Annotated in this window: 23 protein-coding genes and 4 pseudogenes; 18 read left to right on the forward strand and 9 right to left on the reverse strand. The window is 67.8% G+C overall.

Annotated elements, in window-relative coordinates; translation table 11 throughout:
* Nucleotides 1-2,025 (forward strand): DNA translocase FtsK (locus BN4332_RS01630; protein WP_066896723.1); only part of this gene is annotated, 2,025 nt, incomplete at its 5' end.
* Between the two features lie 104 nt (nt 2,026-2,129).
* Here BN4332_RS01630 and BN4332_RS01635 read toward each other — a convergent pair.
* Nucleotides 2,130-2,651: an amino-acid N-acetyltransferase gene (locus tag BN4332_RS01635; RefSeq protein WP_235653993.1), complete on the reverse strand. Its 522-nt coding sequence runs from the start codon at nt 2,649-2,651 to the stop codon at nt 2,130-2,132.
* A 42-nt stretch (nt 2,652-2,693) separates the two neighbouring features.
* On the opposite strand from BN4332_RS01635, the gene pgsA reads away from it, so the two are divergent.
* The 5 genes from pgsA to pspM all read left to right on the forward strand — a co-directional run bounded on the left by pgsA (nt 2,694) and on the right by pspM (nt 6,070).
* Nucleotides 2,694-3,299, forward strand: a complete 606-nt coding sequence (gene pgsA / locus BN4332_RS01640; RefSeq protein ID WP_066896726.1) for a CDP-diacylglycerol--glycerol-3-phosphate 3-phosphatidyltransferase — start codon at nt 2,694-2,696, stop codon at nt 3,297-3,299.
* Nucleotides 3,277-3,765 (forward strand): CinA family protein, encoded by a 489-nt coding sequence (locus BN4332_RS01645; RefSeq protein WP_066896729.1) that lies wholly within the window; start codon nt 3,277-3,279, stop codon nt 3,763-3,765. The genes pgsA and BN4332_RS01645 overlap by 23 nt, the downstream gene beginning before the upstream one ends.
* A gap of 96 nt (nt 3,766-3,861) precedes the next feature.
* On the forward strand, nt 3,862-4,203 hold the full coding sequence (gene clgR / locus BN4332_RS01650; protein WP_066896732.1) for a transcriptional regulator ClgR: 342 nt from the start codon (nt 3,862-3,864) through the stop codon (nt 4,201-4,203).
* Nucleotides 4,204-4,415: 212 nt separating this feature from the next.
* Nucleotides 4,416-5,231, forward strand: a complete 816-nt coding sequence (pspA, locus tag BN4332_RS01655) for a phage shock protein PspA (RefSeq protein WP_066896734.1) — start codon at nt 4,416-4,418, stop codon at nt 5,229-5,231.
* 20 nt (nt 5,232-5,251) lie between these two features.
* On the forward strand, nt 5,252-6,070 hold the full coding sequence (pspM, locus tag BN4332_RS01660; protein ID WP_066896737.1) for a phage shock envelope stress response protein PspM: 819 nt from the start codon (nt 5,252-5,254) through the stop codon (nt 6,068-6,070).
* A 7-nt stretch (nt 6,071-6,077) separates the two neighbouring features.
* On the opposite strand, the gene BN4332_RS01665 is transcribed toward pspM, so the two are convergent.
* Nucleotides 6,078-6,512: a limonene-1,2-epoxide hydrolase family protein gene (locus tag BN4332_RS01665; RefSeq protein WP_066896740.1), complete on the reverse strand. Its 435-nt coding sequence runs from the start codon at nt 6,510-6,512 to the stop codon at nt 6,078-6,080.
* Between the two features lie 41 nt (nt 6,513-6,553).
* Here BN4332_RS01665 and BN4332_RS01670 point away from each other — a divergent pair.
* The 6 genes and pseudogenes from BN4332_RS01670 to BN4332_RS01695 all read left to right on the forward strand — a co-directional run bounded on the left by BN4332_RS01670 (nt 6,554) and on the right by BN4332_RS01695 (nt 10,266).
* Nucleotides 6,554-7,514, forward strand: a pseudogene (locus tag BN4332_RS01670) (glycosyltransferase).
* A gap of 9 nt (nt 7,515-7,523) precedes the next feature.
* A complete protein-coding gene (locus BN4332_RS01675) occupies nt 7,524-7,718 on the forward strand; it encodes a DUF3046 domain-containing protein (RefSeq protein ID WP_066896744.1) in 195 nt (64 codons plus the stop codon).
* Between the two features lie 69 nt (nt 7,719-7,787).
* Nucleotides 7,788-7,994 (forward strand): hypothetical protein, encoded by a 207-nt coding sequence (locus BN4332_RS01680; protein ID WP_066896747.1) that lies wholly within the window; start codon nt 7,788-7,790, stop codon nt 7,992-7,994.
* A 148-nt stretch (nt 7,995-8,142) separates the two neighbouring features.
* Nucleotides 8,143-9,192: a recombinase RecA gene (gene recA, locus BN4332_RS01685; protein ID WP_066896764.1), complete on the forward strand. Its 1,050-nt coding sequence runs from the start codon at nt 8,143-8,145 to the stop codon at nt 9,190-9,192.
* The gene (gene recX, locus BN4332_RS01690; protein ID WP_066896767.1) at nt 9,161-9,724 is read left to right on the forward strand and encodes a recombination regulator RecX; all 564 of its coding nucleotides are present in this window, start codon (nt 9,161-9,163) and stop codon (nt 9,722-9,724) included. The genes recA and recX overlap by 32 nt, the downstream gene beginning before the upstream one ends.
* Nucleotides 9,721-10,266: an AAA family ATPase gene (locus BN4332_RS01695; RefSeq protein ID WP_096866807.1), complete on the forward strand. Its 546-nt coding sequence runs from the start codon at nt 9,721-9,723 to the stop codon at nt 10,264-10,266. The genes recX and BN4332_RS01695 overlap by 4 nt, the downstream gene beginning before the upstream one ends.
* Before the next feature lie 6 nt (nt 10,267-10,272).
* Here BN4332_RS01695 and BN4332_RS01700 read toward each other — a convergent pair whose 3' ends face one another.
* From BN4332_RS01700 to BN4332_RS01715, 4 genes are read right to left on the reverse strand one after another with little or no spacing between them, the layout of a single operon-like run.
* Nucleotides 10,273-11,169 (reverse strand): amino acid ABC transporter permease, encoded by an 897-nt coding sequence (locus BN4332_RS01700; RefSeq protein ID WP_066896771.1) that lies wholly within the window; start codon nt 11,167-11,169, stop codon nt 10,273-10,275.
* A complete protein-coding gene (locus BN4332_RS01705) occupies nt 11,166-11,846 on the reverse strand; it encodes an amino acid ABC transporter permease (protein WP_066896773.1) in 681 nt (226 codons plus the stop codon). The genes BN4332_RS01700 and BN4332_RS01705 overlap by 4 nt, the downstream gene beginning before the upstream one ends.
* A 22-nt stretch (nt 11,847-11,868) precedes the next feature.
* The gene (locus tag BN4332_RS01710; RefSeq protein WP_066896776.1) at nt 11,869-12,684 is read right to left on the reverse strand and encodes a glutamate ABC transporter substrate-binding protein; all 816 of its coding nucleotides are present in this window, start codon (nt 12,682-12,684) and stop codon (nt 11,869-11,871) included.
* Nucleotides 12,685-12,709: 25 nt separating this feature from the next.
* On the reverse strand, nt 12,710-13,438 hold the full coding sequence (locus BN4332_RS01715; RefSeq protein WP_066896779.1) for an amino acid ABC transporter ATP-binding protein: 729 nt from the start codon (nt 13,436-13,438) through the stop codon (nt 12,710-12,712).
* 158 nt (nt 13,439-13,596) lie between these two features.
* Between BN4332_RS01715 and miaB the strand changes: the two genes are divergently transcribed.
* Nucleotides 13,597-15,132: a tRNA (N6-isopentenyl adenosine(37)-C2)-methylthiotransferase MiaB gene (gene miaB, locus BN4332_RS01720; RefSeq protein ID WP_066896940.1), complete on the forward strand. Its 1,536-nt coding sequence runs from the start codon at nt 13,597-13,599 to the stop codon at nt 15,130-15,132.
* Nucleotides 15,120-15,698: pseudogene (locus BN4332_RS01725) on the forward strand (Rv2732c family membrane protein); the annotation flags it as partial. The gene miaB and the pseudogene BN4332_RS01725, both read left to right, overlap by 13 nt.
* 21 nt (nt 15,699-15,719) lie before the next feature.
* On the opposite strand, the pseudogene BN4332_RS01730 reads toward BN4332_RS01725, so the two are convergent.
* Nucleotides 15,720-16,658: pseudogene (locus BN4332_RS01730) on the reverse strand (DUF349 domain-containing protein); the annotation flags it as partial.
* A gap of 3 nt (nt 16,659-16,661) precedes the next feature.
* Between BN4332_RS01730 and BN4332_RS01735 the strand changes: the two are divergent.
* From BN4332_RS01735 to hflX, 3 genes and pseudogenes are all read left to right on the forward strand, one after another.
* Nucleotides 16,662-16,850: pseudogene (locus BN4332_RS01735) on the forward strand (diaminopimelate epimerase); the annotation flags it as partial.
* A 45-nt stretch (nt 16,851-16,895) separates the two neighbouring features.
* Nucleotides 16,896-18,080, forward strand: a complete 1,185-nt coding sequence (gene dapF / locus BN4332_RS34845) for a diaminopimelate epimerase (protein ID WP_268811506.1) — start codon at nt 16,896-16,898, stop codon at nt 18,078-18,080.
* A gap of 45 nt (nt 18,081-18,125) precedes the next feature.
* On the forward strand, nt 18,126-19,535 hold the full coding sequence (gene hflX, locus BN4332_RS01745) for a GTPase HflX (protein WP_066896785.1): 1,410 nt from the start codon (nt 18,126-18,128) through the stop codon (nt 19,533-19,535).
* A 3-nt stretch (nt 19,536-19,538) separates the two neighbouring features.
* On the opposite strand, the gene BN4332_RS01750 is transcribed toward hflX, so the two are convergent.
* A complete protein-coding gene (locus tag BN4332_RS01750) occupies nt 19,539-21,035 on the reverse strand; it encodes a PE-PPE domain-containing protein (RefSeq protein ID WP_066896787.1) in 1,497 nt (498 codons plus the stop codon).
* Between the two features lie 107 nt (nt 21,036-21,142).
* Nucleotides 21,143-23,431 carry a molybdopterin guanine dinucleotide-containing S/N-oxide reductase gene (locus BN4332_RS01755; RefSeq protein ID WP_066896790.1) on the reverse strand — a complete coding sequence of 763 codons (2,289 nt, stop codon included), beginning with the start codon at nt 23,429-23,431 and terminating at the stop codon, nt 21,143-21,145.
* 102 nt (nt 23,432-23,533) lie between these two features.
* Here BN4332_RS01755 and BN4332_RS01760 point away from each other — a divergent pair, with 102 nt between their 5' ends.
* Entirely contained in the window at nt 23,534-24,694 is a 1,161-nt protein-coding gene (locus BN4332_RS01760) for an acyl-CoA dehydrogenase family protein (protein ID WP_066896792.1), read from the forward strand.
* Nucleotides 24,695-24,833: the final 139 nt, after the last annotated feature.

Here is a 24,833-nt window from a genome sequence, read left to right on the forward strand (position 1 = left end):
TCGCCGCAGGATCCCGTCGCGCGCCAGCACGCCGCCGGCTTCGTCGGGTTCGCCATCGGCGGGCCGCTGTCCGACGGCCTGACCGAGTGGATCGCCGCGCCGCTGCTGTTCATGGGCGTGTTGTTCGGCCTGCTGCTGGTCACCGGCACCACGATTCGCGAAGTGCCCTCGACACTGCAGGCCATGTTCACCACCCGGGCGTTCCGGGACGACTACGACGACGAGTACGACGAGTACGACGGCGAGTACGCCGACGACTACGACGGGCCCGAGTCGGACGATTTCTCCGACGGCTACTACGACGACGACGCCGCGCGCGGCGACGCCCAGACGTGGCCCACGCCTGCGATCGAAGCCCCCAAGCCGCCGGCGGGCACGCCGATGGACAACTACCCGCTGCCCGACGACGTCGACGCGCCGACCATCCCCGAGCCCGCGGTCAAACCGCGCCGCAAGAAGGCCGAGAGCAAACCCAAGACCGACGACACCCTGGTGATGGACCGGGTGGTCGAGGGGCCGTACACGCTGCCGTCACTCGAGCTGCTCATCGCCGGCGATCCGCCGAAGCTGCGCACCGCCGCCAACGACCAGATGACCGACGCCATCACCTCGGTGCTCGAACAGTTCAAGGTCGACGCCGCGGTCACCGGCTGCACCCGCGGCCCGACCGTCACTCGCTACGAGGTGGAGCTCGGCCCGGGCGTCAAGGTCGAGAAAATCACTGCGCTGCACCGCAACATCGCCTACGCGGTGGCCACCGAGAGCGTCCGGATGCTCGCGCCGATCCCGGGCAAGTCCGCCGTCGGCATCGAGGTGCCCAACACCGACCGCGAGATGGTGCGGCTGTCCGACGTGCTCACCGCACCGTCGACCCGACGTGACCATCACCCGTTGGTGATCGGTCTGGGCAAGGACATCGAGGGCGACTTCGTCTCGGCCAACCTCGCCAAGATGCCGCACCTGCTGGTGGCCGGTTCGACCGGTTCCGGTAAGTCCAGCTTCGTCAACTCGATGCTGGTGTCGCTGCTGGCGCGGGCCACCCCCGAAGAGGTCAGGATGATCCTGATCGACCCGAAGATGGTGGAACTCACGCCGTACGAAGGCATTCCGCACCTCATCACGCCGATCATCACCGAACCCAAGAAGGCCGCGGCCGCACTGGCCTGGCTGGTCGAGGAGATGGAACAGCGCTACCAGGACATGAAGGCGTCCCGGGTGCGGCATATCGACGTGTTCAACGAGAAGGTGCGCAGCGGCGAGATCAGCACACCGCTGGGCAGCGAGCGGGTCTACAAGCCCTACCCGTACATCCTGGCCATCGTCGACGAGCTCGCCGACCTGATGATGACCGCGCCGCGTGACGTCGAGGACGCCATCGTGCGCATCACGCAGAAGGCCCGCGCGGCGGGTATCCACCTGGTGCTGGCCACCCAGCGGCCGTCGGTGGACGTCGTCACCGGTCTGATCAAGACCAACGTGCCGTCGCGGCTCGCGTTCGCCACCTCATCGCTGACCGACTCGCGCGTCATCCTGGACCAGCCGGGCGCCGAGAAGCTGATCGGTATGGGCGACGGCCTGTTCCTGCCGATGGGCGCCAACAAGCCGCTGCGTATGCAGGGTGCGTTCATCACCGACGAGGAGATCCACGCGGTCGTCGAGGCCACCAAGTCTCAGGCCGAGCCCGAGTTCGTCGAGGGCGTCACCGCGGCCAAGGCGGGCGAGCGCAAGGACGTCGACCCCGACATTGGCGACGACATGGACGTCTTCCTGCAGGCCGTCGAGCTCGTGGTGTCCTCGCAGTTCGGTTCGACCTCGATGCTGCAGCGCAAGCTGCGGGTCGGGTTCGCCAAGGCCGGCCGCCTGATGGATCTGATGGAGACCCGCGGCATCGTCGGGCCGTCCGAGGGCTCCAAGGCCCGCGAGGTGCTCGTCAAGCCCGACGAGCTGGCCGGAACGCTGGCCTTGATCCGTGGGGGCTCCGACGCCAACGGTGCCGACACCGACGACGATCCGGACGAGTTCTGACGCTTACGTAGCCGTCGCGCCGACGGTTGTCACGCTGGAGTGGCGTTCGCCACCGAGAGCCACTCCAGCGTGACAAGGCGGGAGTGGTACCGAGCAGCGCCCACTCAGAGCGTCAGCAACATCCGGGTGTTGCCCAAGGTGTTGGGCTTGACGTAGGACAGGTCGAGGAACTCCGCCACACCGGTGTCATAGGAGCGGCACATCTCCTCGTACACCTCGGCCGTCACCGGGGTGCCGTCGATCTCCTCGAACCCGTGCTTGCCGAAGAAGTCGACCTCGAAGGTCAGCACGAAGATCCGGCTGAGGTGCAGCTCGCGAGCGACGTCCAGCAACTGCTCCACCAACACGTGGCCGACACCGGTGCCGCGGACCTTCGGATGCACGGCCACAGTGCGCACCTCGCCGAGGTCGGCCCACAGCACGTGCAGCGCACCGCATCCGACGAGTTCGCCGTCGAGTTCGGCCACCCAGAATTCCTGGACCGCCTCGTACAACGTCACCAGGTTCTTCTCCAGCAGGATCTTGCCCGCGTAGACGTCGACGAGGCGCTTGATCGCCGGGACATCGGACGTGCGGGCACGGCGCACCACAGGGTGTTTGCGCTCCTCGACACTGCCTGGGTTCACAGGCGCAAGAGTATCGGCTGCGGCAACCGATATTCTGTTGCGGTGCCGGGCCAACCTTCGACCGATCCGGTGGTCCCGCGTGCGCGCGTGGCCAACCTCGCCAACGTGCTCACCGGAGTGCGGTTGGTGCTTGTTCCGGTCTTCCTTGTGTTTCTGTTCGTCGGAGACGGTCATGAAACCGCCTGGCGGATCGCCGCTTTCGCGGTGTTCGCGATCGCGGTGATCACCGACCACTTCGACGGGGCGCTGGCCCGCAGCTACGGCATGATCACGGAGTTCGGCACGCTGGCCGATCCGATCGCCGACAAAGCGCTGATCGGGGCGGCGCTGATCGGTCTGTCGATGCTCGGTGACCTGCCATGGTGGATCACCGTCGTCGTGCTGACCCGCGAGATCGGCATCACGGTGCTGCGTTTCGCGGTGTTGCGCCACGGGGTCATCCCGGCCAGCCGCGGCGGCAAACTCAAGACGCTGGTGCAGGCGATCGCCATCGGGCTGTTCATCTTGCCCCTGCATGCGTGGCCCGACATCTGGCTCACCGTGGCCTGGGTGATCATGTGGGCGGCAGTCGTGCTGACCGTGCTCACCGGTGCCGACTACGTCATTTCCGCGATCAGGGATTCGCGTGGACGATCCGCTGCTCACTGACGACGCCAGGGCGCTGGTCGCCGACCTCACGGTGCGCGCCCAGAGCGTGGCCACCGCCGAATCGCTGACCGGCGGGCTGCTGGCGGCCACCCTGGCCGGGGTGCCCGGCGCCAGCTCTGTGCTGCAGGGCGGCCTGATCACCTACACCGAGGACACCAAGATCTGGTTGGCGGGCGTGGCTCCGCAGGTGCTCGACGCGGTCGGCCCGGTGGCGGCGCCCACCGCCCGGGCACTGGCCGTGGGCGCTCGCCAGCGTTGCGCAGCTACCTGGGGCGTGGGCCTGACGGGCGTGGCCGGACCGGAGGCGCACGGGGGACACCCGGTGGGCACCGTGTTCATCGGCCTGGCCGGCCCGGTCGACACCGAGGTCATCGAGCTCTCGTTGTCCGGTTCGCGCTGGGACATCCGCCGCGGCGCGGTCGAGGAGGCGATCTCCCGGTTGCGTTTTCTGGTCGAGCATCAGTGACCGAGATCTCGGAGTGCACGGGATCGGGAACCTTGCGGTGGCCGGTGGCGTTGGTCTGTTAGCGAACCTGTCACAGGCCAGGCGAAGGAGGGCACGATGACGGCATTGCTGCGCGAGGTGATTGGCGACGTGCTGCGTAACGCCCGCACCGAGCAGGGACGCACTCTGCGCGAAGTCTCCGATGCGGCGCGGGTCAGTCTCGGATACCTGTCCGAAGTGGAGCGGGGCCGCAAGGAGGCCTCGAGCGAATTGCTGAGCGCCATTTGCGACGCCCTCGACGTCCCGCTGTCGCGGGTGCTCACCGACGCCGGTGAGAACATGGCCGAACGTGAGCACGCGACCGCGTCGGCCCACCTCGACGTCGCTGCCACCGTCGCCCACATCGACGCGGCGACCAAGGTGGTCATCCCACAGGTCGTCTCGATGGCCGTCGCGTGACCGTGGCATGAGGATGGCCCCGATGCCGGGCTGATTGCGCTGTTCGGGGGTGCGGGCGAATTTTCGCGAAACACCCATGCGAACGGCCTGCGGGACTGTGGCGGCATGCCCGGAACCGATAAGTTGGCATCAGAGGAATGCCGCAACGTGAATCGTGAGGCCCGACCATCGGGCCGGACCGACAAGCCCGACAGATAAGGCGGAACGAACCCATGGCCAATCCGTTCGTCAAGGCGTGGAAGTACCTGATGGCGCTGTTCAGCTCCAAGGTTGACGAATACGCCGATCCGAAGGTGCAGATCCAGCAGGCCATCGAGGACGCACAGCGTCAGCACCAGGCGCTCACCCAGCAGGCCGCCCAGGTCATCGGCAACCAGCGCCAGCTCGAGATGCGCCTGAACCGCCAGCTGGCCGACATCGAGAAACTGCAGGTCAACGTCCGCCAGGCGCTGACCCTGGCAGATCAGGCCACCGCGGCCGGCGACGCCGCCAAGGCCACCGAGTACAACAACGCCGCCGAGGCGTTCGCCGCCCAGCTGGTCACCGCCGAGCAGAGCGTCGAGGACCTCAAGGGTCTGCACGATCAGGCCCTGCAGGCCGCCGGCCAGGCCAAGAAGGCCGTCGAGCAGAACGCGATGATGTTGCAGCAGAAGATCGCCGAGCGCACCAAGCTGCTGTCTCAGCTGGAGCAGGCCAAGATGCAGGAGCAGGTCAGCTCGTCGTTGCGGTCGATGAGCGAGCTGGCCGCCCCGGGCACCACGCCCAGCCTCGACGAGGTGCGCCAGAAGATCGAACGCCGCTACGCCAACGCCATGGGCGAGGCCGAGCTCGCGCAGAACTCGGTGCAGGGCCGCATGATGGAGGTGCAGCAGGCCAGCGTCCAGATGGCCGGTCACTCCCGGCTGGAGCAGATCCGCGCCTCGATGCGAGGCGAAGCCCTGCCCAGTGGCGGTGCGGCCCCCGCGACACCGGCCACCCCCGCGACCAACCAGACTCCGGCCACCCCCGAAAACCCGCTCGGCCAATAGAGATTCGAGTGTTCTAGATCATGGCTACCAAGACCGGCCGACCAGAAGCCTGGAAGTCGTTGGTGCAGCGGGGTATTGACACCGCCGCGGATCTCTCGGGCGCGCTGACCGAAAAGCTCAGTGCGGCTGCCGATCCGCGTGCCAAGCTGCTGCGCAAGCGGCGGTGGGCGGTCCGCTTCGCGGTGTTCTTCACCCTGTCCAGCGTGTTCTGGGTGCTGGTCACAGGTCTACTGGCGTCGTGGAGCACGCCGGTCTGGGGCCTGATCATCACCGGTGCGATCGCCGCCGGTGCGGCCTTCCCCGCGACGCTGTTCTGGCTGCGCTACCGGTGGCTACGCGCCGAACCTCTTCCCGCCGAGCGGCCGATCTCCGGACGCCGGCTGCCGCCGTGGGGTTCTGCGGCGCGCCAGCCCATGGCGGCACTGATGGCTTCTGAACGGGGCATGTTCTCGTTGCTCGGTGTGCTGGAGCGCGGACGGATGCTGCCGGCCGACGAACTGCGGGAGCTGACCGCGGTGGCCAACCACACGGCACGGACGATGGCGGCCACGGCCGCCGAGGTGGTCTCGATGGAACGCGCGATCAGCAATGCGCCGCAGTCGCGCCAGCACCTGGTGCCCACCATCAACGCCTTCGCCGCGCAGCTGGGTCAGGGTGTCCGGCAGTACAACGAAATGGTCACTGCCGCAGCGCAACTGGTGTCAACGGTGAACAGCGGCCAGGGCACCGCGTCACCATTGTCGCAACAGCGCTACCGCAACGAGTTGACCGGTGCCACCGATCGTCTGGTCGGCTGGGCGCAGGCGTTCGACGAACTCGGTCAGCTGCGCCGCGCCTGAATCACGACTACAGCGAGGTGCGCAGTGACGGCACCACCACGCCGGCCAGGCCGCGCAGTGTCGCCTTGAACATGTCGAACATGTCGAAGTAATCCCGCCACAGCGTGATTCGGCCCTCGTACACCTCGAATACCCCGCACACCCAGAATTGCAGCCGCAGCGGGCCGAACGTGATGGCATCGGTGCGCTCGGTGAGCACGGTGGCGCCGTCGGCGGCGATCCGGTGAATCTTCACCTCGAAGCCCATCGGGCCCGGCATCGAACGGAACAGCTTGATCGCCCGGTTGCGGCCGTAGATGGTCGGAAAACCCACGTTCTGGTAGACGAGGTTCTGCGCCAATGCGCTCTCGGCTGTGTCGAAGTCCTGCTCCTGCAGTGCGTTGAGGAACGTCTCGACCGTGGCGGCCGTGCTCTGCACCGCGGTGGATGATTGGTCAGCCATGTCCGCAGCCTAGTGGGATCGTGCTGTGGCAGGGTAGGCCGGTGCGCGTAGCAGTGGTGGCCGGACCCGATCCCGGACATGCCTTCCCGGCCCTTGCCCTGTGCCTGAAGCTTCTGGCCGCCGGGGACACTCCGACCCTGTTGACCGGGGTGGAATGGCTCGACACCGCTCGGGCCGCGGGCGTCGACGCCATCGAGCTCGCCGGCCTGGATCCGACCGAGGACGACGACGACGCCGACGCCGGCGCCAAGATCCACCGGCGGGCCGGCCGGATGGCGCAGCTCAACGTGCCCGGGCTGGCGGAGCTGCGGNGGCCTGGCGCAGCGTGCCGCGGTCCGGGCCCAGATCGGGCTGCCCGCCGCCGACCCGGGTCCGTTGCGCCGGCTGATCGCCACGCTGCCCGCGCTGGAGGTGCCGCGTCCGGACTGGCCGGCCGAGGCGGTGGTGGTGGGACCGCTGCATTTCGAGCCGACCGATGCGGTCCTGGCCGTGCCAACGGGTTCGGGGCCGGTCGTCGTGGTGGCACCGTCGACGGCCATCACCGGAGCCCAGGGAATGGCGGAGCTGGCCCTGGAGACGCTGCGGCCGGGGGAGACCCTGCCCGAGGGTGCCCGCGTGGTGGTGTCCCGGTTGGGCGGCGACGACGTCGAGGTCCCGCCGTGGGCGGTGGTGGGGCTGGGTCGTCAGGACGAGTTGTTGGCCCGCGCCGATCTGGTGATCTGCGGGGGCGGGCACGGGATGGTGTCCAAGACCTTGCTGGCCGGGGTGCCGATGGTGGTGGTTCCCGGCGGCGGGGACCAGTGGGAGATCGCCAATCGTGTTGTGCGCCAAGGTAGTGCGCAGCTGGTGCGGCCACTTTCCGGCGATGCGCTGACCACGGCGGTCGGCACTGTCCTCGGATCGCCGTCCTACCGCGCCGCCGCGCGCCGGGCCGGCGCGTCGATGGCCGGGGTGGCAGATCCGGTACGGGTGTGCCATGACGCGCTGGTCGGTGCTGGGTAGGTTGGGCCCGTGCGGTTGACGGAATTCCATGACCTCGTGGACGGCCAGTTCGGCTCGATTCGGGGTCGCTCGTTGCTCGTCGACCATGTGCTGGCAGCACTCGACGGCCGGACGGCGGCCCAGGCGATCGAGGATGGCGTGGAGCCACGCGCGGTGTGGCGGGCGTTGTGCGCGGACTTCGACGTCCCGCGTGATCAGTGGTGACCGAAGCGGATTGATCAGAGGTGCGTAGGCGGGCTTTTCCCGGCCGCATTTTCGGCGTATACCGGAGTTATGGGTCTCGGTGACCATCCGATGCGGACTCCGCTCTACGGTGTCCTGCTGGTGATCGCAGCGGTTCTGCTGTGCTGGTTGGTCGCGTCGACGTTGGGCGGATGGCAGGCGGCGATCGGATATCTGCTGGCCATCGCCGTCGGCGGCGTGGGCTTCGTGATGACCCTGCGGGATCTCGACAACTTTCCGAACTGGCGTCGTCGCTGACCCGCGCCCTCTCCGGCGTGTCTGCTTGAATCGAACAGATGTTCGTCTAGTGTGGGCGATGTTCGACCGACTTGTCGGTGCCCTGGCCTAGCGTCACGGTCAACCGATCGGAACACCGGTCAGCACGACTACTCGGAGAGGCACCATCATGGCGCAACAGGCCCCTGATCGCGAAAAAGCGCTCGAACTGGCGATGGCCCAGATCGACAAGAATTTCGGTAAAGGCTCGGTGATGCGCCTCGGCGACGAGGTCCGCCAGCCCATCTCGGTGATTCCCACCGGCTCCATCGCACTGGATGTGGCGCTCGGTATCGGTGGCCTGCCGCGTGGCCGCGTGGTCGAGATCTACGGCCCGGAATCCTCGGGTAAGACGACGGTGGCACTGCATGCAGTGGCCAACGCCCAGGCCGCCGGCGGCATCGCGGCGTTCATCGACGCCGAGCACGCCCTGGATCCCGAGTACGCCAAGAAGCTCGGCGTCGACACCGACTCACTGCTGGTGAGCCAGCCCGACACCGGTGAGCAGGCGTTGGAGATCGCCGACATGCTGGTGCGCTCGGGCGCGCTCGACATCCTGGTCATCGACTCGGTGGCGGCGCTGGTGCCCCGCGCTGAGATCGAGGGCGAGATGGGTGACAGCCACGTCGGTCTGCAGGCCCGCCTGATGAGTCAGGCGCTGCGCAAGATGACCGGCGCGCTGAACAACTCGGGTACCACCGCGATCTTCATCAACCAGCTGCGCGAGAAGATCGGTGTGATGTTCGGCTCGCCCGAAACCACCACGGGCGGTAAGGCATTGAAGTTCTACGCCTCGGTCCGGATGGATGTCCGGCGTATCGAGACGCTCAAGGACGGCACCGACGCGGTCGGCAACCGGACCCGCGTCAAGATCGTCAAGAACAAGGTCTCGCCGCCGTTCAAGCAGGCCGAGTTCGACATCCTCTACGGCCAGGGCATCAGCCGCGAAGGCTCACTCATCGACATGGGTGTCGAGCACGGCTTCATCCGCAAGTCCGGCTCCTGGTTCACCTACGAGGGCGAGCAGCTGGGCCAGGGCAAGGAGAACGCCCGCAAGTTCCTGCTGGAGAACGTTGACGTCGCCAACGAGATCGAGAAGAAGATCAAGGAAAAGCTCGGTATCGGTGCCGTCGTGACCGCTGAAGCTGATGACGTCCTTCCCGCTCCGGTCGACTTCTGAGTCCTCCGGCGAGCCAGAGGGGGAGCAGACGCAGGATCCTCGCAAACGTGAGGAGCAGGCCAAGAACGTCTGCCTGCGTCTGCTCACCGTGCGGGCCCGCACCCGCGCCGAGCTGACCGAACACCTCGCCAAACGGGGTTACGAAGAAGGACTCAGCGCGCGGGTGCTCGACCGGCTCGCCGAGGTCGGGCTGGTCGACGACGAGGACTTCGCCGACCAGTGGGTTCGTTCCCGCCATGCCAACGCGGGAAAAGGCAAGCGCGCCTTGGCTGTCGAGCTTCGCAAGAAGGGCGTCGACAACGATGTGATCGACGCAGCGCTGGCCGACCTGGACCCTGCCGCCGAACGCAGGCGGGCCGAGCAGTTGGTCCGCGACAAGCTTCGACGCGAGCGGCTCAACGACGATGACGGCGACGTGAAGGTGACCCGCCGGCTGGTCGGCATGCTGGCCCGGCGCGGCTACTCTCAGTCGATGGCCTTCGACGTGGTCAGCGTCGAGCTGGCCAGTGAACGCGAGCGGCGCCGGGTGTGACTGTGCCGGGAGATGTGGTGATCCTGTCCGGTCCGCCGGCTTCCGGCAAGACCACGGTGGCAGAGCTCATCGCCGCCTCGGCGGCCAGGCCCACCGTGCACATGACCACCGACCAGTTCTACCGCGCCATTCGGGCGGGCTACATTTTGCCGTATCTGCCTGAGGCGCAACGTCAGAACGAAGTCGTCGTCGACGCCATCGTGGCCGCTGTGGCGGCCTATGCCCGGGGTGGATTCGATGTGGTGGTCGACGGCATCGTCGGCCCGTGGTTCTTGGCGCCGTTCCGCGATATGGCGGCCGAGGCCGGATTCTCGTTGTCCTACATCGTGCTTCGGCCCGCGCTCGACACGTCGTTGCGACGTGCGCACACCCGCAGTGGCGACGACCTGAAGGACCCCACCGCCATCACCGGTCTTCACGACGCGTTCAGTCGACTCGACGAGCTGGAGACTCACGTCATCGACAACACGCATCTCGACGCCGAGGGCACCGCCGGCCAGGTCCGGCAGGCGATCGCATCGGGCCGCTACCGGCTGGTCTGAACGCGGTCAGTCGCGCTGGGTGTGCAGCACCTGAGCGCCCGGTGCGCCTTCCTGCTCGACGGCCTCGGGCTCCAGCGGCGCGGGGCCGCGGCTGGACCGGCGCAGCCGGCGTTCGATCCGCGTCGCCAACACCGACAGTGCGAAGTTCACGCTGATCATCAGGATCGCGATGACGATCAGGGCCGGCAGGATGTTCGTGTAGGCCGAGCCGATGTTCGTGCCCTGGCGCACCATTTCGACGAAGGTGATCTGGTAGCCGATCGCGGTGTCCTTGAGCACCACCACCAACTGGGAAACCAGCACCGGCAGCATCGCGGTGATCGCCTGCGGCAGCAGGATCAGCCGCATCGTCTGCCCCCACGTCAACCCGAGCGACCACGCGGCCTCCTGTTGCCCGCGGGGGAGGGAATGGACGCCCGCGCGCACGATCTCGGCGATGACCGCGGCGTTGTAGAGCGTCAGACCCGTGACCACACCGGCCAGCGCGATGTGCTTGGACGGGAACAGGTCGTACATCCCGTAGAGGAAGTACGCGAAGATCATCATGATCAGCACGGGCACCGCGCGGAAGAACTCGACGATCACCGCGCAGATCCAGCGCACCGGGCCGACCGGGGACAGCCGGCCGACGCCGAGCAGCAGACCGAGGATGAGCGCCAGCACGATCGATATCCCGGCCGCCGTCAACGTGCCCTCGATGCCAGGCAGCACGTAGGTGGTCCACAGGTTCGAGGTGAGGAACGGCTCCCATTTCTCGGCCTGGAACTGGTCTTTGGTCCACAGCTGGAACAGCACGAACGCGATCACCACACCGGCCACCACCACGGTGAGCGCGGTGAAAACGTGGTTGCGTGCGCGCGCCCGCGGACCCGGGGCGTCGAACAGGACCGATGCGCCGGTCACCTTGCAACCGCCAATCGCTTACCCAACCACCCGAAGAACAACCCCAGCGGCAGCGTCAGCAGGATGAACCCGGCCGCCATGATGACGCCGATGGTGATCACCGCCGCGGTGTCCTCGATCATCTCCTTCATCAACAGCGCGGCCTCCGCCACCCCGATCGCCGAGGCGATCGTGGTGTTCTTCGTCAGGGCGATCAACACCGAACCCAACGGGATGATCACCGCCCGAAATGCCTGGGGCAGCAGGATCAATCGCAGGTTCTGCCCGAAGGTGAAACCGAGTGATCGCGCGGCCTCGGCCTGCCCCAGCGGCACCGTGTTCACCCCGGACCGGATCGTCTCGCAGACGAAAGACGCCGTGTACACGGTCAATCCGAGCAGGGCCAACCGGAAGTTGGTGTCCACGATGGAGGTTGGCGAATCGGGGTCGGTGAACGTGATCTGCAGTGTCTGGCCCACCCCGAGCGAGCAGAACACGATGATCAGGGTGAGCGGGGTATTGCGAACCACGTTGACGTACGCGGTGCCGAGCCAGTTGAGCACCGGCACCGGCGCCAGCCGCATCGCGGCCAGCACCGTGCCGAGGATGAGTGCCCCGATCGCGGAGAACACAGTCAGCTGGATGGTGGTCCAGAACGCCGCGAATATCTCGTCGCGGTACTCGGTGAAGATCTCCACGGTCGGAGCGCTACCTCGCCGCTCAGTCGCGATCGACGGACGGCGGCTGCGGCGCCTCGATGCCGGCCGGGCCCAGGTTCTTGTCGAAGGCTTCCTTCCAGGCGCCGCTGGATTCCATCTTCTCGATCGCGTCGTTGATCTTGTTGCGCAGCTCGGTGTCGCCCTTCTTCAGGCCGATGCCGTAGCGCTCCTCGGAGAAGGTGTCGCCGACGAGCTTGAACGTGCCTGGGCTCTGCGCGGCGTACCCGGCCAAGATCACCTCGTCGGTGGTCAGCGCGTCGATGTTGCCGTTCTTGAGCGCTTCAAGGCACAGCGAGTAGGTGTCGTACTGCTGCAACTGCACCTTCGGGTACTCGTCCTTGATGCGCTGTGCCGGTGTCGAACCGGACACCGAGCACAGTTTCTTGTTGTTCTCCAGCGACGCCGCACCGGTGATGTCGGTGTTGTCGGCGCGCACCAGCAGGCTCTGCCCGGTGAGCAGGTACGGCCCGGCGAAGTCCACCTTCTCCTTGCGCGCGTCGGTAATGGAGTAGGTGGCCACGATGTAGTCGACCTGATCGTTCTGGATCAGCGTCTCACGCTGAGCGGACGGCGCTTCCTTCCATTCGATCTGGTCGTCGGTGTAGCCGAGTTCCTTGGCCACGTACTTGGCGACGTCGACGTCGAATCCGGACATCGTCCCGTCCGGATTCTTCTGGCCCAGGCCGGGCTGGTCGTACTTGGTGCCGATGACGATCTTGTTGCCGTCATCACCACCGCCACCACACGCGGTCGCGGCGAAGGGGAGTGCGATCGCGAGAGCGACGGTACCGACCAACTTGAACGGCACGGAGGGCATGTCGGGGTTTCCTTTCGGCGGAGCGTCAGTGATGGAGAATCTTGCCGAGAAAATCTTTGGCGCGGTCGGATTTCGGGTTGTCGAAAAACTCGGCGGGCGCCGCGTCCTCGACGATGGCGCCGTCGGCCATGAACACCACCCGGTCGGACGCACGGCGGGCGAAGCCCATCTCGTGGGTGACGACGACCATCGTCATGCCCTCACCGGCCAGTGAGGTCATCACCGCCAGCACCTCGTTGATCATCTCGGGATCGAGGGCGCTGGTGGGCTCGTCGAACAGCATCACCTTCGGACTCATCGCCAGCGAGCGGGCAATCGCCACCCGTTGCTGCTGACCACCGGACAACTGGGCCGGGTACTTGTCGGCCTGGTTGGCCACCCCGACCCGCTCCAGCAGGGCCATCGCGTTGTCGCGGGCCTGTGCCTTGGACTTCCGCCGCACCTTGACCTGGGCGAGAGTGACGTTCTCGAGGATCGTCTTGTGCGCGAACAGGTTGAACGACTGGAACACCATGCCGACGTCCGAGCGCAGCTCGGCCAGCTTGCGGCCCTCGGCGGGCAGCGCCTGGCCGTCGATCGCGATCGTGCCGGAGTCGATGGTCTCGAGCCGGTTGATCGTGCGGCACAACGTCGATTTCCCGGAGCCCGACGGGCCGAGCACCACGATCACCTGGCCACGCCCCACATCGAGATCGATGTCCTTGAGTACATGCAGCGAACCGAAGTGTTTGTTGACCCCCTGAAGTGAGATCATCGGCACATCTGGTGGCGCTGCGTCGTCGACCTGCGGCTGCTCGCCGGGGCTTCCCATGGCAGGTGACCTTACCCAGGGAATGCCCGGCCTGCCCGGATCTTGTGAATCCGCCGGGTTAACGTTTCCGGCGCCTCCGTACCATTGAGGCCGTGACGACGATGGTGCCCCGGGCCGCGACGGCCGACGAGGAGTCGACGGCACCCGACGCAACCGTGCGTACCTATCAGGTGCGCACCTATGGCTGTCAGATGAATGTGCATGACTCCGAGCGGCTGTCGGGCCTGCTGGAGGACGCCGGATACCGGCGCGCCGAGGACGGCACCGACGCCGACATCGTGGTGTTCAACACCTGTGCGGTGCGGGAGAACGCCGACAACAAGCTGTACGGCAACCTCAGCCACCTGGCCCCGCGCAAGCAGGCCGATCCGAACATGCAGATCGCGGTCGGCGGGTGCCTGGCGCAGAAGGACCGCGACTCGGTGCTGAGCCGCGCCCCGTGGGTCGACGTGGTGTTCGGCACCCACAACATCGGATCGCTGCCCACGCTGCTGGAGCGCGCCCGTCACAACCGCACGGCCCAGGTCGAGATCGTCGAGGCGCTGCAGGAGTTCCCGTCGACCCTGCCCGCGACGCGGGAATCCGCTTATGCGGCATGGGTTTCGATCTCGGTGGGCTGCAACAACACCTGCACGTTCTGCATCGTGCCATCGCTGCGTGGCAAGGAGGTCGATCGCAGGCCGGGCGACATCCTGGCCGAGGTGCAGACCCTGGCCGATCAGGGCGTGCTCGAGGTCACCCTGCTGGGCCAGAACGTCAACGCCTATGGCGTGTCGTTCGTGGACCCCGATGTTCCCCGGGACCGAAGTGCGTTCGCCAAGTTGCTGCGCGCCTGCGGTGACATCGACGGGCTGGAACGGGTGCGGTTCACCTCGCCCCATCCGGCGGAGTTCACCGACGACGTGATCGAGGCGATGGCGCAGACCCCGAACGTGTGCCCGACGCTGCACATGCCGCTGCAGTCGGGTTCGGACCGCATCCTCAAGGCGATGCGCCGCTCCTACCGGGCCGAGCGCTACCTGGGCATCATCGACAAGGTCCGGGCCGCCATCCCGCACGCCGCGATCACCACCGACCTCATCGTGGGCTTCCCCGGGGAGACCGAGGAAGATTTCCAGGCCACCCTCGACGTTGTCGAGCGGTCCCGATTCGCCAGCGCGTTCACCTTCCAGTACTCGATCCGGCCCGGCACCCCGGCTGCGGAGATGCCCGACCAGTTGCCGAAAGCCGTTGTCTCCGAACGTTATCAGCGGTTGATCGAGCTGCAGGAGCGAATCTCGCTTGAGGAGAACCAAGCTCAGGTCGGCCGGGAGGTCGAGCTGTTGGTAGCCACCGGCGAGGGTCGCAAGGACGCCAGCACCGCCCGCATGTCGGGCCGGGCCCGTGACGGCCGGCTGGTGCACTTCAGCCCCGGCGCGGAAGCGGATCGCATCCGCCCCGGCGACATCGTCACCACCACCGTGACCGGTGCCGCGCCGCATCATCTGATCGCCGACGCCCCGGTGGTCGGCCATCGTCGTACCCGCGCCGGCGATTCCCATGAGGCGGGGCAGCGCCCCCGTACCGGCGTCGGCCTCGGGTTGCCCCGAATCGGCGCGCCGGCAACCCAGCCGTCATCAGGAGGATGTGGCCGTTGAGCAACGAGAGCGACTTCGACCGGTTCAAGGACGATCTCGCCGCCGTCGAACGCAAGGTCGCCCGAGAATTCGACTCGGGCCCGCGGGCGATGGTGGTGGCGATCCTCGTGTTCGTGGTGCTGATGACCTTCGTGCTGCCGCACACCGGTTCGACCAAGGGCTTCGACGTCCTGGTCGGTGATGCCACCGCCGTCCGCGACGGTGTCTCGCTGCCGTCGCGCGTGTTCACCTGGCTGGCGCTCGTGTTCTCGGTGGGATTCTCGACGCTGGCGCTGATCACCCGCCGCTGGGCGCTGGCCTGGGTGGCGCTGGCCGGATCCGCGGTGGCCAGTGCGCTCGGGATGCTCGCCGTGTGGTCGCGCCAGACCGCCACCGGCCATCCCGGACCGGGGATCGGCCTGATCATCGCCTGGCTCGCGGTGATCGTGCTGACCTTCCACTGGGCCCGCGTGGTGTGGTCGCGCACGGCCGTGCAACTGGCGGCCGAGGCGGATCGTCGTCGCGAGGCCGCCCAGCATCAGCAGCGCGGCCTGTTCGACGACATCACCGGGCCGGACGCCCCCGAGACCGATGCCCCCAAGGCCGAGGGCANGGGCCTCGGGGGGGATGCCCCCGGCCGGGGCGTCGCGGACCTTCTTCTCGATGGCACGCAGCCGCCGCTCCAGATCGGCGGCCCGCTCGCGGGGAACCTTGCCGATCGCGTCCCACTTGTCGCCGATCGTGCGCAACGCCGCGCGGGCCGCGTCCAGGTCGCTGGTGTCGATCTTCTCCGCCTCGGCGAGCAGAGCCTCCTTGGCGGTGGCGTTCGCCTTGAACTCGGCGTCGCGCTCGGCGTGGGCGGCGTTACGAGCCCCGAAGAACGTGTCCTGGGCGGCCTTGAAGCGGTGCCACAGCGCGTCGTCGACGTCCTTGGCGGCGCGTCCGGCGGCCTTCCACTGGGTCAGCAGATCGCGGAAGGCGGCGCTGGTGGCGCCCCAGTCGGTCGAGCCCGACAACTGCTCGGCCTGTTCGCACAGCGCCTCCTTGACCTGGCGGGCGCCCACGCGGCCACGGTCCAGTTCGGCGAAGTGTGATCCGCGGCGGCGGTTGAAGGTCTCCCGAGCCGTCGAATAGCGCTTCCACAATGCGTCGTCGAGCTTGCGATCCAGCCCCGTGATGGTGCGCCACTCGTCGAGGATCTCGCGCAGGCGATCACCCGCGGCCTTCCACTGAGTGGAGTTCGCCGCCAGGTCCTCGGCCTCCGCGGCGAGGGCCTCCTTGCGTGCGGTCTGCGCGGCCCGATGCTCGTCGCGTTGGGCGCGTTCGGTCTGAGCGGCGGCGTCGGCGTGCTCGAGGATGGCCGCCAGCCGGGCGCTCAATGCGTCTACATCGCCGAGAACCGCTGCGGTGGGCAGGCTTTCGGCCAGGGTGGCCGCCGCCGACTTGATCTTGCGGGCATCGCCGGTACCGGAGGACAGCCGGCGCTCGAGCAGCGCCACCTCGGTGTGCAGATCATCGAAGCGCCGGCCGAAGTGGGCGTACGCCGACTNGGCACCGTCGCGGCCACGCTGGCGGCGCTGGCCCACCAGGGCGCCGACACGGGCACGTTGCGGGTACGCATCCCCGGCGGCGAGGTCACCGTGACGATCACCGAGTCGACCAGTTACCTGCGTGGACCCTCTGTGCTGGTGGCACGCGGTGATTTGTCGCCGCAGTGGTGGGATGCTGCGCACACCTAATTGGGGTGCGCGCGGCCCGATCCACGTGACAACCTGTAAGTACATATGACTGATCCAGAACATCCCGTCACCCCCAGCACCGGTGAGCTGGCCCTCGAAGACCGCGCCTCGTTGCGCCGCGTCGCCGGGCTGTCCACCGAACTCACCGACGTCACCGAGGTCGAATACCGCCAGCTGAGGTTGGAGCGGGTGGTCCTGGTCGGGGTGTGGACCGACGGCAGCGCGGCCGACGCCGATGCCAGCCTGGCCGAGTTGGCCGCGCTGGCCGAAACCGCGGGCTCAGAAGTGCTCGAGGGGCTCATCCAGCGCCGGGACAAGCCGGACCCGTCCACCTACATCGGCTCCGGCAAGGCCATCGAGCTGCGCGAGGTGGTGCTCGCCACCGGTGCCGACACCGTCATCTGCGACGGCGAACTGTCACCCGCCCAGCTCAACGCACTGGAGAAGGCCGTCAAGGTCAAGGTCATCGACCGCACCGCGCTNGGCGCCGACGGCGTGCTGCGGGTGACCACGGCCGGTGCCGCGCAGGCCGCGGGGGTGTTCGAGCGACTGCCCGACGGGGTGGCTGCCACCGACTGGTACATGGACTACCGCAACGCGGACGGCTCGATCGCCCAGATGTGCGGAAACGGGGTGCGGGTGTTCGCGCACTACCTGCGCGCCTCCGGGCTGGAATCGGCCGACGAGTTCGTCGTCGGTTCGCTGGCCGGGCCGCGGCCCGTGGTCCTGCACAGCGTCGACGACACCACCGCCGAGGTCACCGTCGAGATGGGCAAGGCGAACCGGTTCGGCACGGGCACCGCCGAGGTCGGTGGCCGCAGCGTCAGCGGCATCGCCGTGGACGTGGGCAATCCGCATCTGGCCTGCGTCGGGCTGACCGAAGCCGAATTGGCGAACCTCGACGTGGGCGCACCGGTGTCCTTCGATGAACAGCTGTTCCCCGACGGCGTCAACGTCGAGGTCCTGACCGCCCCGGCCGACGGGGCGGTGTCCATGCGGGTACACGAGCGCGGCGTCGGCGAGACCCCGTCCTGCGGCACCGGCACCGTCGCGGCCACGCTGGCGGCGCTGGCCCACCAGGGCGCCGACACGGGCACGTTGCGGGTACGCATCCCCGGCGGCGAGGTCACCGTGACGATCACCGAGTCGACCAGTTACCTGCGTGGACCCTCTGTGCTGGTGGCACGCGGTGATTTGTCGCCGCAGTGGTGGGATGCTGCGCACACCTAATTGGGGTGCGCGCGGCCCGATCCACGTGACAACCTGTAAGTACATATGACTGATCCAGAACATCCCGTCACCCCCAGCACCGGTGAGCTGGCCCTCGAAGACCGCGCCTCGTTGCGCCGCGTCGCCGGGCTGTCCACCGAACTCACCGACGTCACCGAGGTCGAATACCGCCAGCTGAGGTTGGAGCGGGTGGTCCTGGTCGGGGTGTGGACCGACGGCAGCGCGGCCGACGCCGATGCCAGCCTGGCCGAGTTGGCCGCGCTGGCCGAAACCGCGGGCTCAGAAGTGCTCGAGGGGCTCATCCAGCGCCGGGACAAGCCGGACCCGTCCACCTACATCGGCTCCGGCAAGGCCATCGAGCTGCGCGAGGTGGTGCTCGCCACCGGTGCCGACACCGTCATCTGCGACGGCGAACTGTCACCCGCCCAGCTCAACGCACTGGAGAAGGCCGTCAAGGTCAAGGTCATCGACCGCACCGCGCTGATCCTGGACATCTTCGCCCAGCACGCCACCAGCCGCGAGGGTAAGGCCCAGGTGTCGTTGGCCCAGATGGAGTACATGCTGCCCCGGCTGCGCGGCTGGGGTGAGTCGATGTCGCGTCAGGCCGGTGGTCGTGCCGGCGGGGCCGGCGGCGGCGTGGGCACCCGTGGTCCCGGCGAGACCAAGATCGAAACCGACCGCAGGCGCATCCGCGAGCGGATGGCCAAGTTGCGCCGCGAGATTCGCGACATGAAGAAGATCCGCGACACCCAGCGCAGCCGGCGGCTGTCCTCGGATGCCGCCTCGGTGGCCATCGTCGGCTATACCAACGCGGGGAAGTCCAGCCTGCTCAACGCGCTGACCGGCGCGGGCGTCCTGGTGGAGAACGCCCTGTTCGCCACGCTCGAACCCACTACGCGCCGCGGGGAATTCGATGACGGCCGGCCGTTCGTGTTGACCGATACCGTCGGTTTCGTCCGGCACCTGCCCACGCAATTGGTCGAGGCGTTCCGGTCCACACTCGAAGAGGTGGTCGACGCGGACCTGCTGGTGCACGTGGTCGACGGCTCCGATGCCCATCCGCTGGCGCAGATCAACGCGGTTCGGCAGGTGGTCAACGAGGTGGTCGAGGAGTACGGCATCGCCCCGCCGCCGGAGCTCTTGGTGGTCAACAAGATCGACGCGGCCACCGACCTCGGGCTGGCGTCGCTGCGGCGCGCGCTGCCCGACGCGGTGTTCGTCTCGGCGCACACCGGGGACGGACTGGACCGGTTGCGGGCCAAGATGGCGGAGATGATCCCGCCGACCGATGCCACGGTCGACGTGACGATTCCCTACGACCGTGGGGATCTGGTGGCCCGGGTGCACGCCGACGGTCGCGTGGACGCCACCGAGCACACCGCCGAGGGCACCCGCATCAAGGCACGGGTACCCATGGCGCTGGCCGCCAGCCTCAGCGAGTTCGCCACCTTCTGAGCCTCAGGCCGCGGGTTCGGATTTGTCGTCGGACTTGTCCTGGCCGAGCGCCTTGCGCACGGTCTTGCCGAGTGACTTGGTGATGTCGCGAGCCGGGTGGGCCTTGACGCCGAGCGTTTTCCGCGACGACGGGCGCTGCGGGCCGCTGGTCTTGGTGTCTTCGGCGGTGGACAGGGCTTCCTTGGGGCCGGGAGTCGCGCGCAGCCGCAACGACGGCTTACGGTCGGGCTCGGCCACCACCGCGAGGTTCGCGTCCTCGGGTGTGCTCACCGGCACGCGCGAACCTTCCCCGCTGTCAGGCACTTTCGCGGTGTCGGCGGACTGCGTCGGGTCGGTCCAGCCGGGCAAGGGGTCCAGGCCCGGGTTCAGCGCCGCCCGGATGCCCTCGGGAACGTCGTTGACGAGATCGCCGACCAGCTTGACCGGATCGACCCGCGGTACCAACTGGAACGGCGTCGGGTTGCTGTAATCGGTGCGGGTGTAACCGGTTTCGATCAAGGTCTGCGCCATCGGAGAGATGAGGTCGACGAGCGGAATCACCACCGCGGACGTTCCGGTGGCCGCGCCCAGGTCGAGGAACGGCTGCATGAGCGGCAGCGTCTTCGCCGGCAGGGTGACGTAGTACGTGTCGCTGCCGTCCACCTTCTGACAGTGTGTCTCGGCGCTGCAGTTCGCCTTGGCGTTCTCGATCGCGGCCTGCACCTGTTCGGGCGTGTAGCCGTACGGGGTGGCGGTGGCCGGATCGTCGCCGCGCGGGTCCAGGTAGGTGCCGTGGACGTACTGGAAGCCGGCGAGCGCGTTCGCCAGGGCGAGCGGGTTGAGCACCCACGAGGGTGCATCGGCGACACCGTCGTATTGCAGTGCGATGTCCCAGGTCTCGATGCCGGTGTCGGTCGGGGTCGGTTGACCGAACGTCGCGTCGAGGATCGGGACGGTGCCCAGGATCGCCAGTCGTTCGAACAGCCCGCCGTCCGGCCGGTTGGGGTTGCCGATCAGGACGAAGCTCAGATTCTGTTTCTGCTCGTCGGTCAGATCAGCCAGGTTGCCCTTGACGATGCCGGCCACCGTGGCGCCCTGCGAATAGCCGAACACCACCACCGGGTGCGCGGCGCTGGGGTTGTTGGCGCCGACGAGCTCACTGGTCAGCCGGGTGACCCCGCTGGCCACCGAGACGTTCCACTTGGCCCCCTCCAGCCCGCCCCAGCCGGCGAACGGGAACGGCCAGAACTGCGCGATGTAGGGGACCGCGACCGGGGCCGCACAGGCGGTGTCGCCGCAACTGCCGCTGGGTTCGACGTAGTAGGCGACGGCGTTGGCCATGTAGTTGTCGGAGTCCTGGGGGTTCGGGGTTCCGGTGCCGGGCACGACCAGCGGCGTCGTCGCCACCACCAGGCCGACGGCGGCGGTCCCGACGGGAGTGAGACCGATGGCCACCGAGCCGGACACCGCGACGGCGCCGACCAGCAGGGACCTGGCGGCAGAACGGGGTGAAAAACGCATCGGCCCGGATCTCCTTCTGCTGACGCCGCGGTCAGCGCTGAAGGGATCTTTGCACCGGCTTGCATCGGCCACCGGCCAAACGACAGAAGTGGCAGCGGGCCAAGTCTTTACCGCGCGTGGAGCACCGGCGGCTGATGTGCCCGGACCGCGGGCAGCGGCCCGGTGAATTTCTCGATCTGCACCAGCACGTGGGCGCCGGTGCACCCACGAGCCAGCGCAGAGGTCCCGACATCGTCGGTCAGCACATTGGGATTGCCGTGCACACACATCGAATCGGGGTCCGCCGGATCGGCCGGGTCGTACCAGGCCCCGGTCGCCAGTTGCACCACCGCGCGCCGCAGCCGGTCGTCGATCACCACCCCGGCCAGGCAGGCCCCGCGGTCGTTGAACACCCGCACCACGTCGCCGTCGGCGAGTCCGCGCGCCGCCGCGTCCACCGGGTGGATCCGGATCGGTTCGCGCCCGTGCACTTTGGACGACTGACTGGTGGCGCCGCCGTCGAGCTGGCTGTGCAGACGGGTTGCGGGCTGATTGGCCAGCAGATGCAGGGGAAAGGTCTGCGCCCGCTCACCGCCGAGCCACTCCGCCGGTTCATACCAGCGGGGGTGCCCACCACAGTCGGGGTAACCGAATCCGTCGATGACGTCGGAGAAGATCTCGATGCGGCCGCTCGGGGTGGCCAGCGGGCGCCCGACCGGGTCGGCGCGGAAATCGCCGAGCAGGGTCAGGCCCGGTTCGGTGGGCAGCCGCAGGTGCCCGGCGGCCCAGAACTCCTCGAATGCGGGTACGTCGAAATCCAGCCCGGCCGACCACTTCTCGTACATGTGGACCAGCCATTCGCGGGCGGTGCGGCCTTCGGTGAACCGGTCGGCGAATCCGAGCCGGTGTGCCAGTGCCGAGAACGTGGTGTAGTCGTCGCGCGAGTCGGCGAACGGCGGTGCCAGCGCGGGCATGGCCACCAGCATCGGGTCGTTGCGGGATCCGGAGTAGTCCTCGCGCTCGTAGGCGGTGGTGGAGGGCACCACGATGTCGGCGTGCTTGGCCATCGCCGTCCAGTACGGATCGTGCACCACGATGGTGTCCACCCGGGACAGGGCCCGGCGCAACCGGGGAATGTTCTGGTGATGGTGGAACGGGTTGCCCCCGGCCCAGTACACGCATTTGATGTCCGGGTAGGTCAGCAGCCTGCCGTTGTAGTCGAACGGCTGCCCCGGTTGCAGCAGCATGTCGGTGACCGCGGCGACCGGGATGAAGGTCTGCACCGGGTTGGGGCCTTGCGGCAGGACCGGCAGGGGGCAGCGCAGCGGCGGCAGGCCTGGCTCGTTCATCGAACCGTAGCCGTGGCCGAAACCTCCTCCGGGAACACCGATCTGACCCAGCATGGCCGCCAGGGTCAGGCCCATCCACGGGGCCTGCTCGCCGTGCCGGACCCGCTGCAGCGACCAGCTGACGGTGACCAGCGTGCGGGACGCGGCCATGCGCCGGGCCAGTGCAGTCAGGTCCTCGGCGGGCAGACCGCTGAGCGCCGCGGCCCACTGCGGCGTCTTGGCGACACCGTCGTCGCGGCCCAGCAGGTAGCGCTCGAACCTCGGGTATCCGGTGCAGTACGTATCGAGGAAATCGCGATCGGCCAGGTCCTCGGTGGCCAGCACGTAGGCGAGCGCGAGCATCACCGCCACGTCGGTCCCGGGCACCGGCGCCAGCCATCGGCAGTCACCGTCGACGTCGTCGCGCAGTGGGCTCAGCGACACGATCTGTCCGCCGCGTGCACGTAGCCGGCGCAGGGCATCGCGGGCCGGATGTGCCGTGGTGCCACCGTGATTGGTGCCGGTGTTCTTCAACGCCAGCCCGCCGAAGCACACCAGCAGGTCGGTGTGCTCGGCGATGACGTCCCAGTCGGTGGAGCGCTTGAACAGATCGTCGTGGGTGCCGACCACCCGGGGCATGATCACCCCGGTGGCACCGAGGCTGTAGGAGTGGCGGGACGACGTGTATCCGCCGAGCATCTTCAGGAACCGGTGCACCTGGCTTTGGGCATGGTGGAAGCGCCCGGCGCTGGCCCAGCCGTAGGACCCGCCGTAGATCGCCTCGTTGCCGTGGGTGTCGACGACCCGGCGCAACTCGTCGGCGAGCAACTCGGTCAATTCGTCCCACGACACCGCGACGTATTCGTCGGCGCCTCGATCGGCGCTGGGGCCGGGGCCGTCGCGCAGCCAGCCACGCCGCACCGCCGGGCAGGCGATCCGTGAGCGGTGCCGGATCGAGCCCGGCAGGTTGCCCAGCAAGGGAGAGGGATCGGCGTCGCCGGTGAGCGGGGTGACGGCGGCGATGTCGCCGTCGGTGACATCGGCGGTGAAGGCGCCCCAGTGCGCGAGGCTCGCGGGGGACTGGGGCATGGCCCGAGTTTACGGGCGGTACCCGACCTCCCCGGGACTGACCAACCACTCGGTTGGTATAGGTTGGCCCCAAATCCGTAACCCAGTACCGGAGGTCACACCATGGGCAGTGTTGTGAAGTACGAGCGCACGTTGTTCGAGCCCGAACACGAGTTGTTCCGCGAGTCGTACCGGGCGTTCCTGGACAAGCACGTCGCGCCGTTCCACGAGCAGTGGGAAAAGGACAAGATCGTCGACCGCGGGGTCTGGCTCGAGGCCGGTAAGCAGGGCTTTCTCGGCATGGCGGTGCCCGAGGAGTACGGCGGCGGTGGCAACGACGACTTCCGCTACAACACGATCGTCTGCGAGGAGACCGTCGCGGGCCGCTACAGCGGCATCGGGTTCAGCCTGCACAACGACGTCGTCGCGCCGTACCTGCTGCGGCTGGCCAACGAGGAGCAGAAGCAGCGCTGGCTGCCCAAGTTCTGTACCGGGGAATTGATCACGGCGATCGCAATGACCGAGCCGGGCACAGGCAGCGACCTGCAGGGCATCAAGACCCGGGCGGTCCGCGACGGCGACCACTACGTCCTCAACGGGTCCAAGACCTTCATCACCAACGGCATCCACTCCGACCTGGTGATCGTCGTCGCCCAGACCGACCCGGAGAAGGGGGCCCTGGGCTTCTCCCTGCTGGTGGTGGAGCGCGGCATGGAGGGCTTCGAACGGGGCAGGCACCTGGACAAGATCGGCCTGGAGGCCCAGGACACCGCCGAGTTGTCGTTCACCGACGTCAAGGTGCCGGTCGAGAACCTGCTCGGCGAGGAAGGTCAGGGTTTCGTCTACCTGATGCAGAACCTGCCGCAGGAGCGCATCTCGATCGCGATCATGGCCGCCGCGGCGATGGAGGCGGTGCTGGAGCAGACGGTGCAGTACACCAAGGAGCGCAAGGCGTTCGGCAAGCCGATCGGCAGCTTCCAGAACAGCCGGTTCCTGCTGGCCGAGCTCGCCACCGAGGCCACCGTGGTGCGCATGATGGTGGACGAGTTCATCCGGCTGCACCTCGACGAGAAGCTCACCGTCGAGCAGGCCGCGATGGCCAAGTGGTACTCCACCGAGAAGCAGGTGGAGCTCATCGACCGCTGCCTGCAACTGCACGGCGGCTACGGCTACATGCGCGAATACCCGGTCGCGCGGGCCTACCTGGACGCGCGCGTGCAGACCATCTACGGCGGAACGACCGAGATCATGAAGGAGATCATCGGACGTAGTCTGGGGGTCTGATGACCCGGGTCGGCCCCGCGTGATCCCGCCGAGAGGCCCAAATCTGGGTCGCTTGGCCCGGATATTGCGCCTTTTTTGGTCATGATCGGCCGCGTTCCTTGGTTATCGTCACGTGCTGAAGCAGAGTTGTCGGGCGGGA

This window comes from Mycolicibacterium houstonense (genome assembly GCF_900078665.2).
GTDB lineage: Bacteria > Actinomycetota > Actinomycetes > Mycobacteriales > Mycobacteriaceae > Mycobacterium > Mycobacterium houstonense.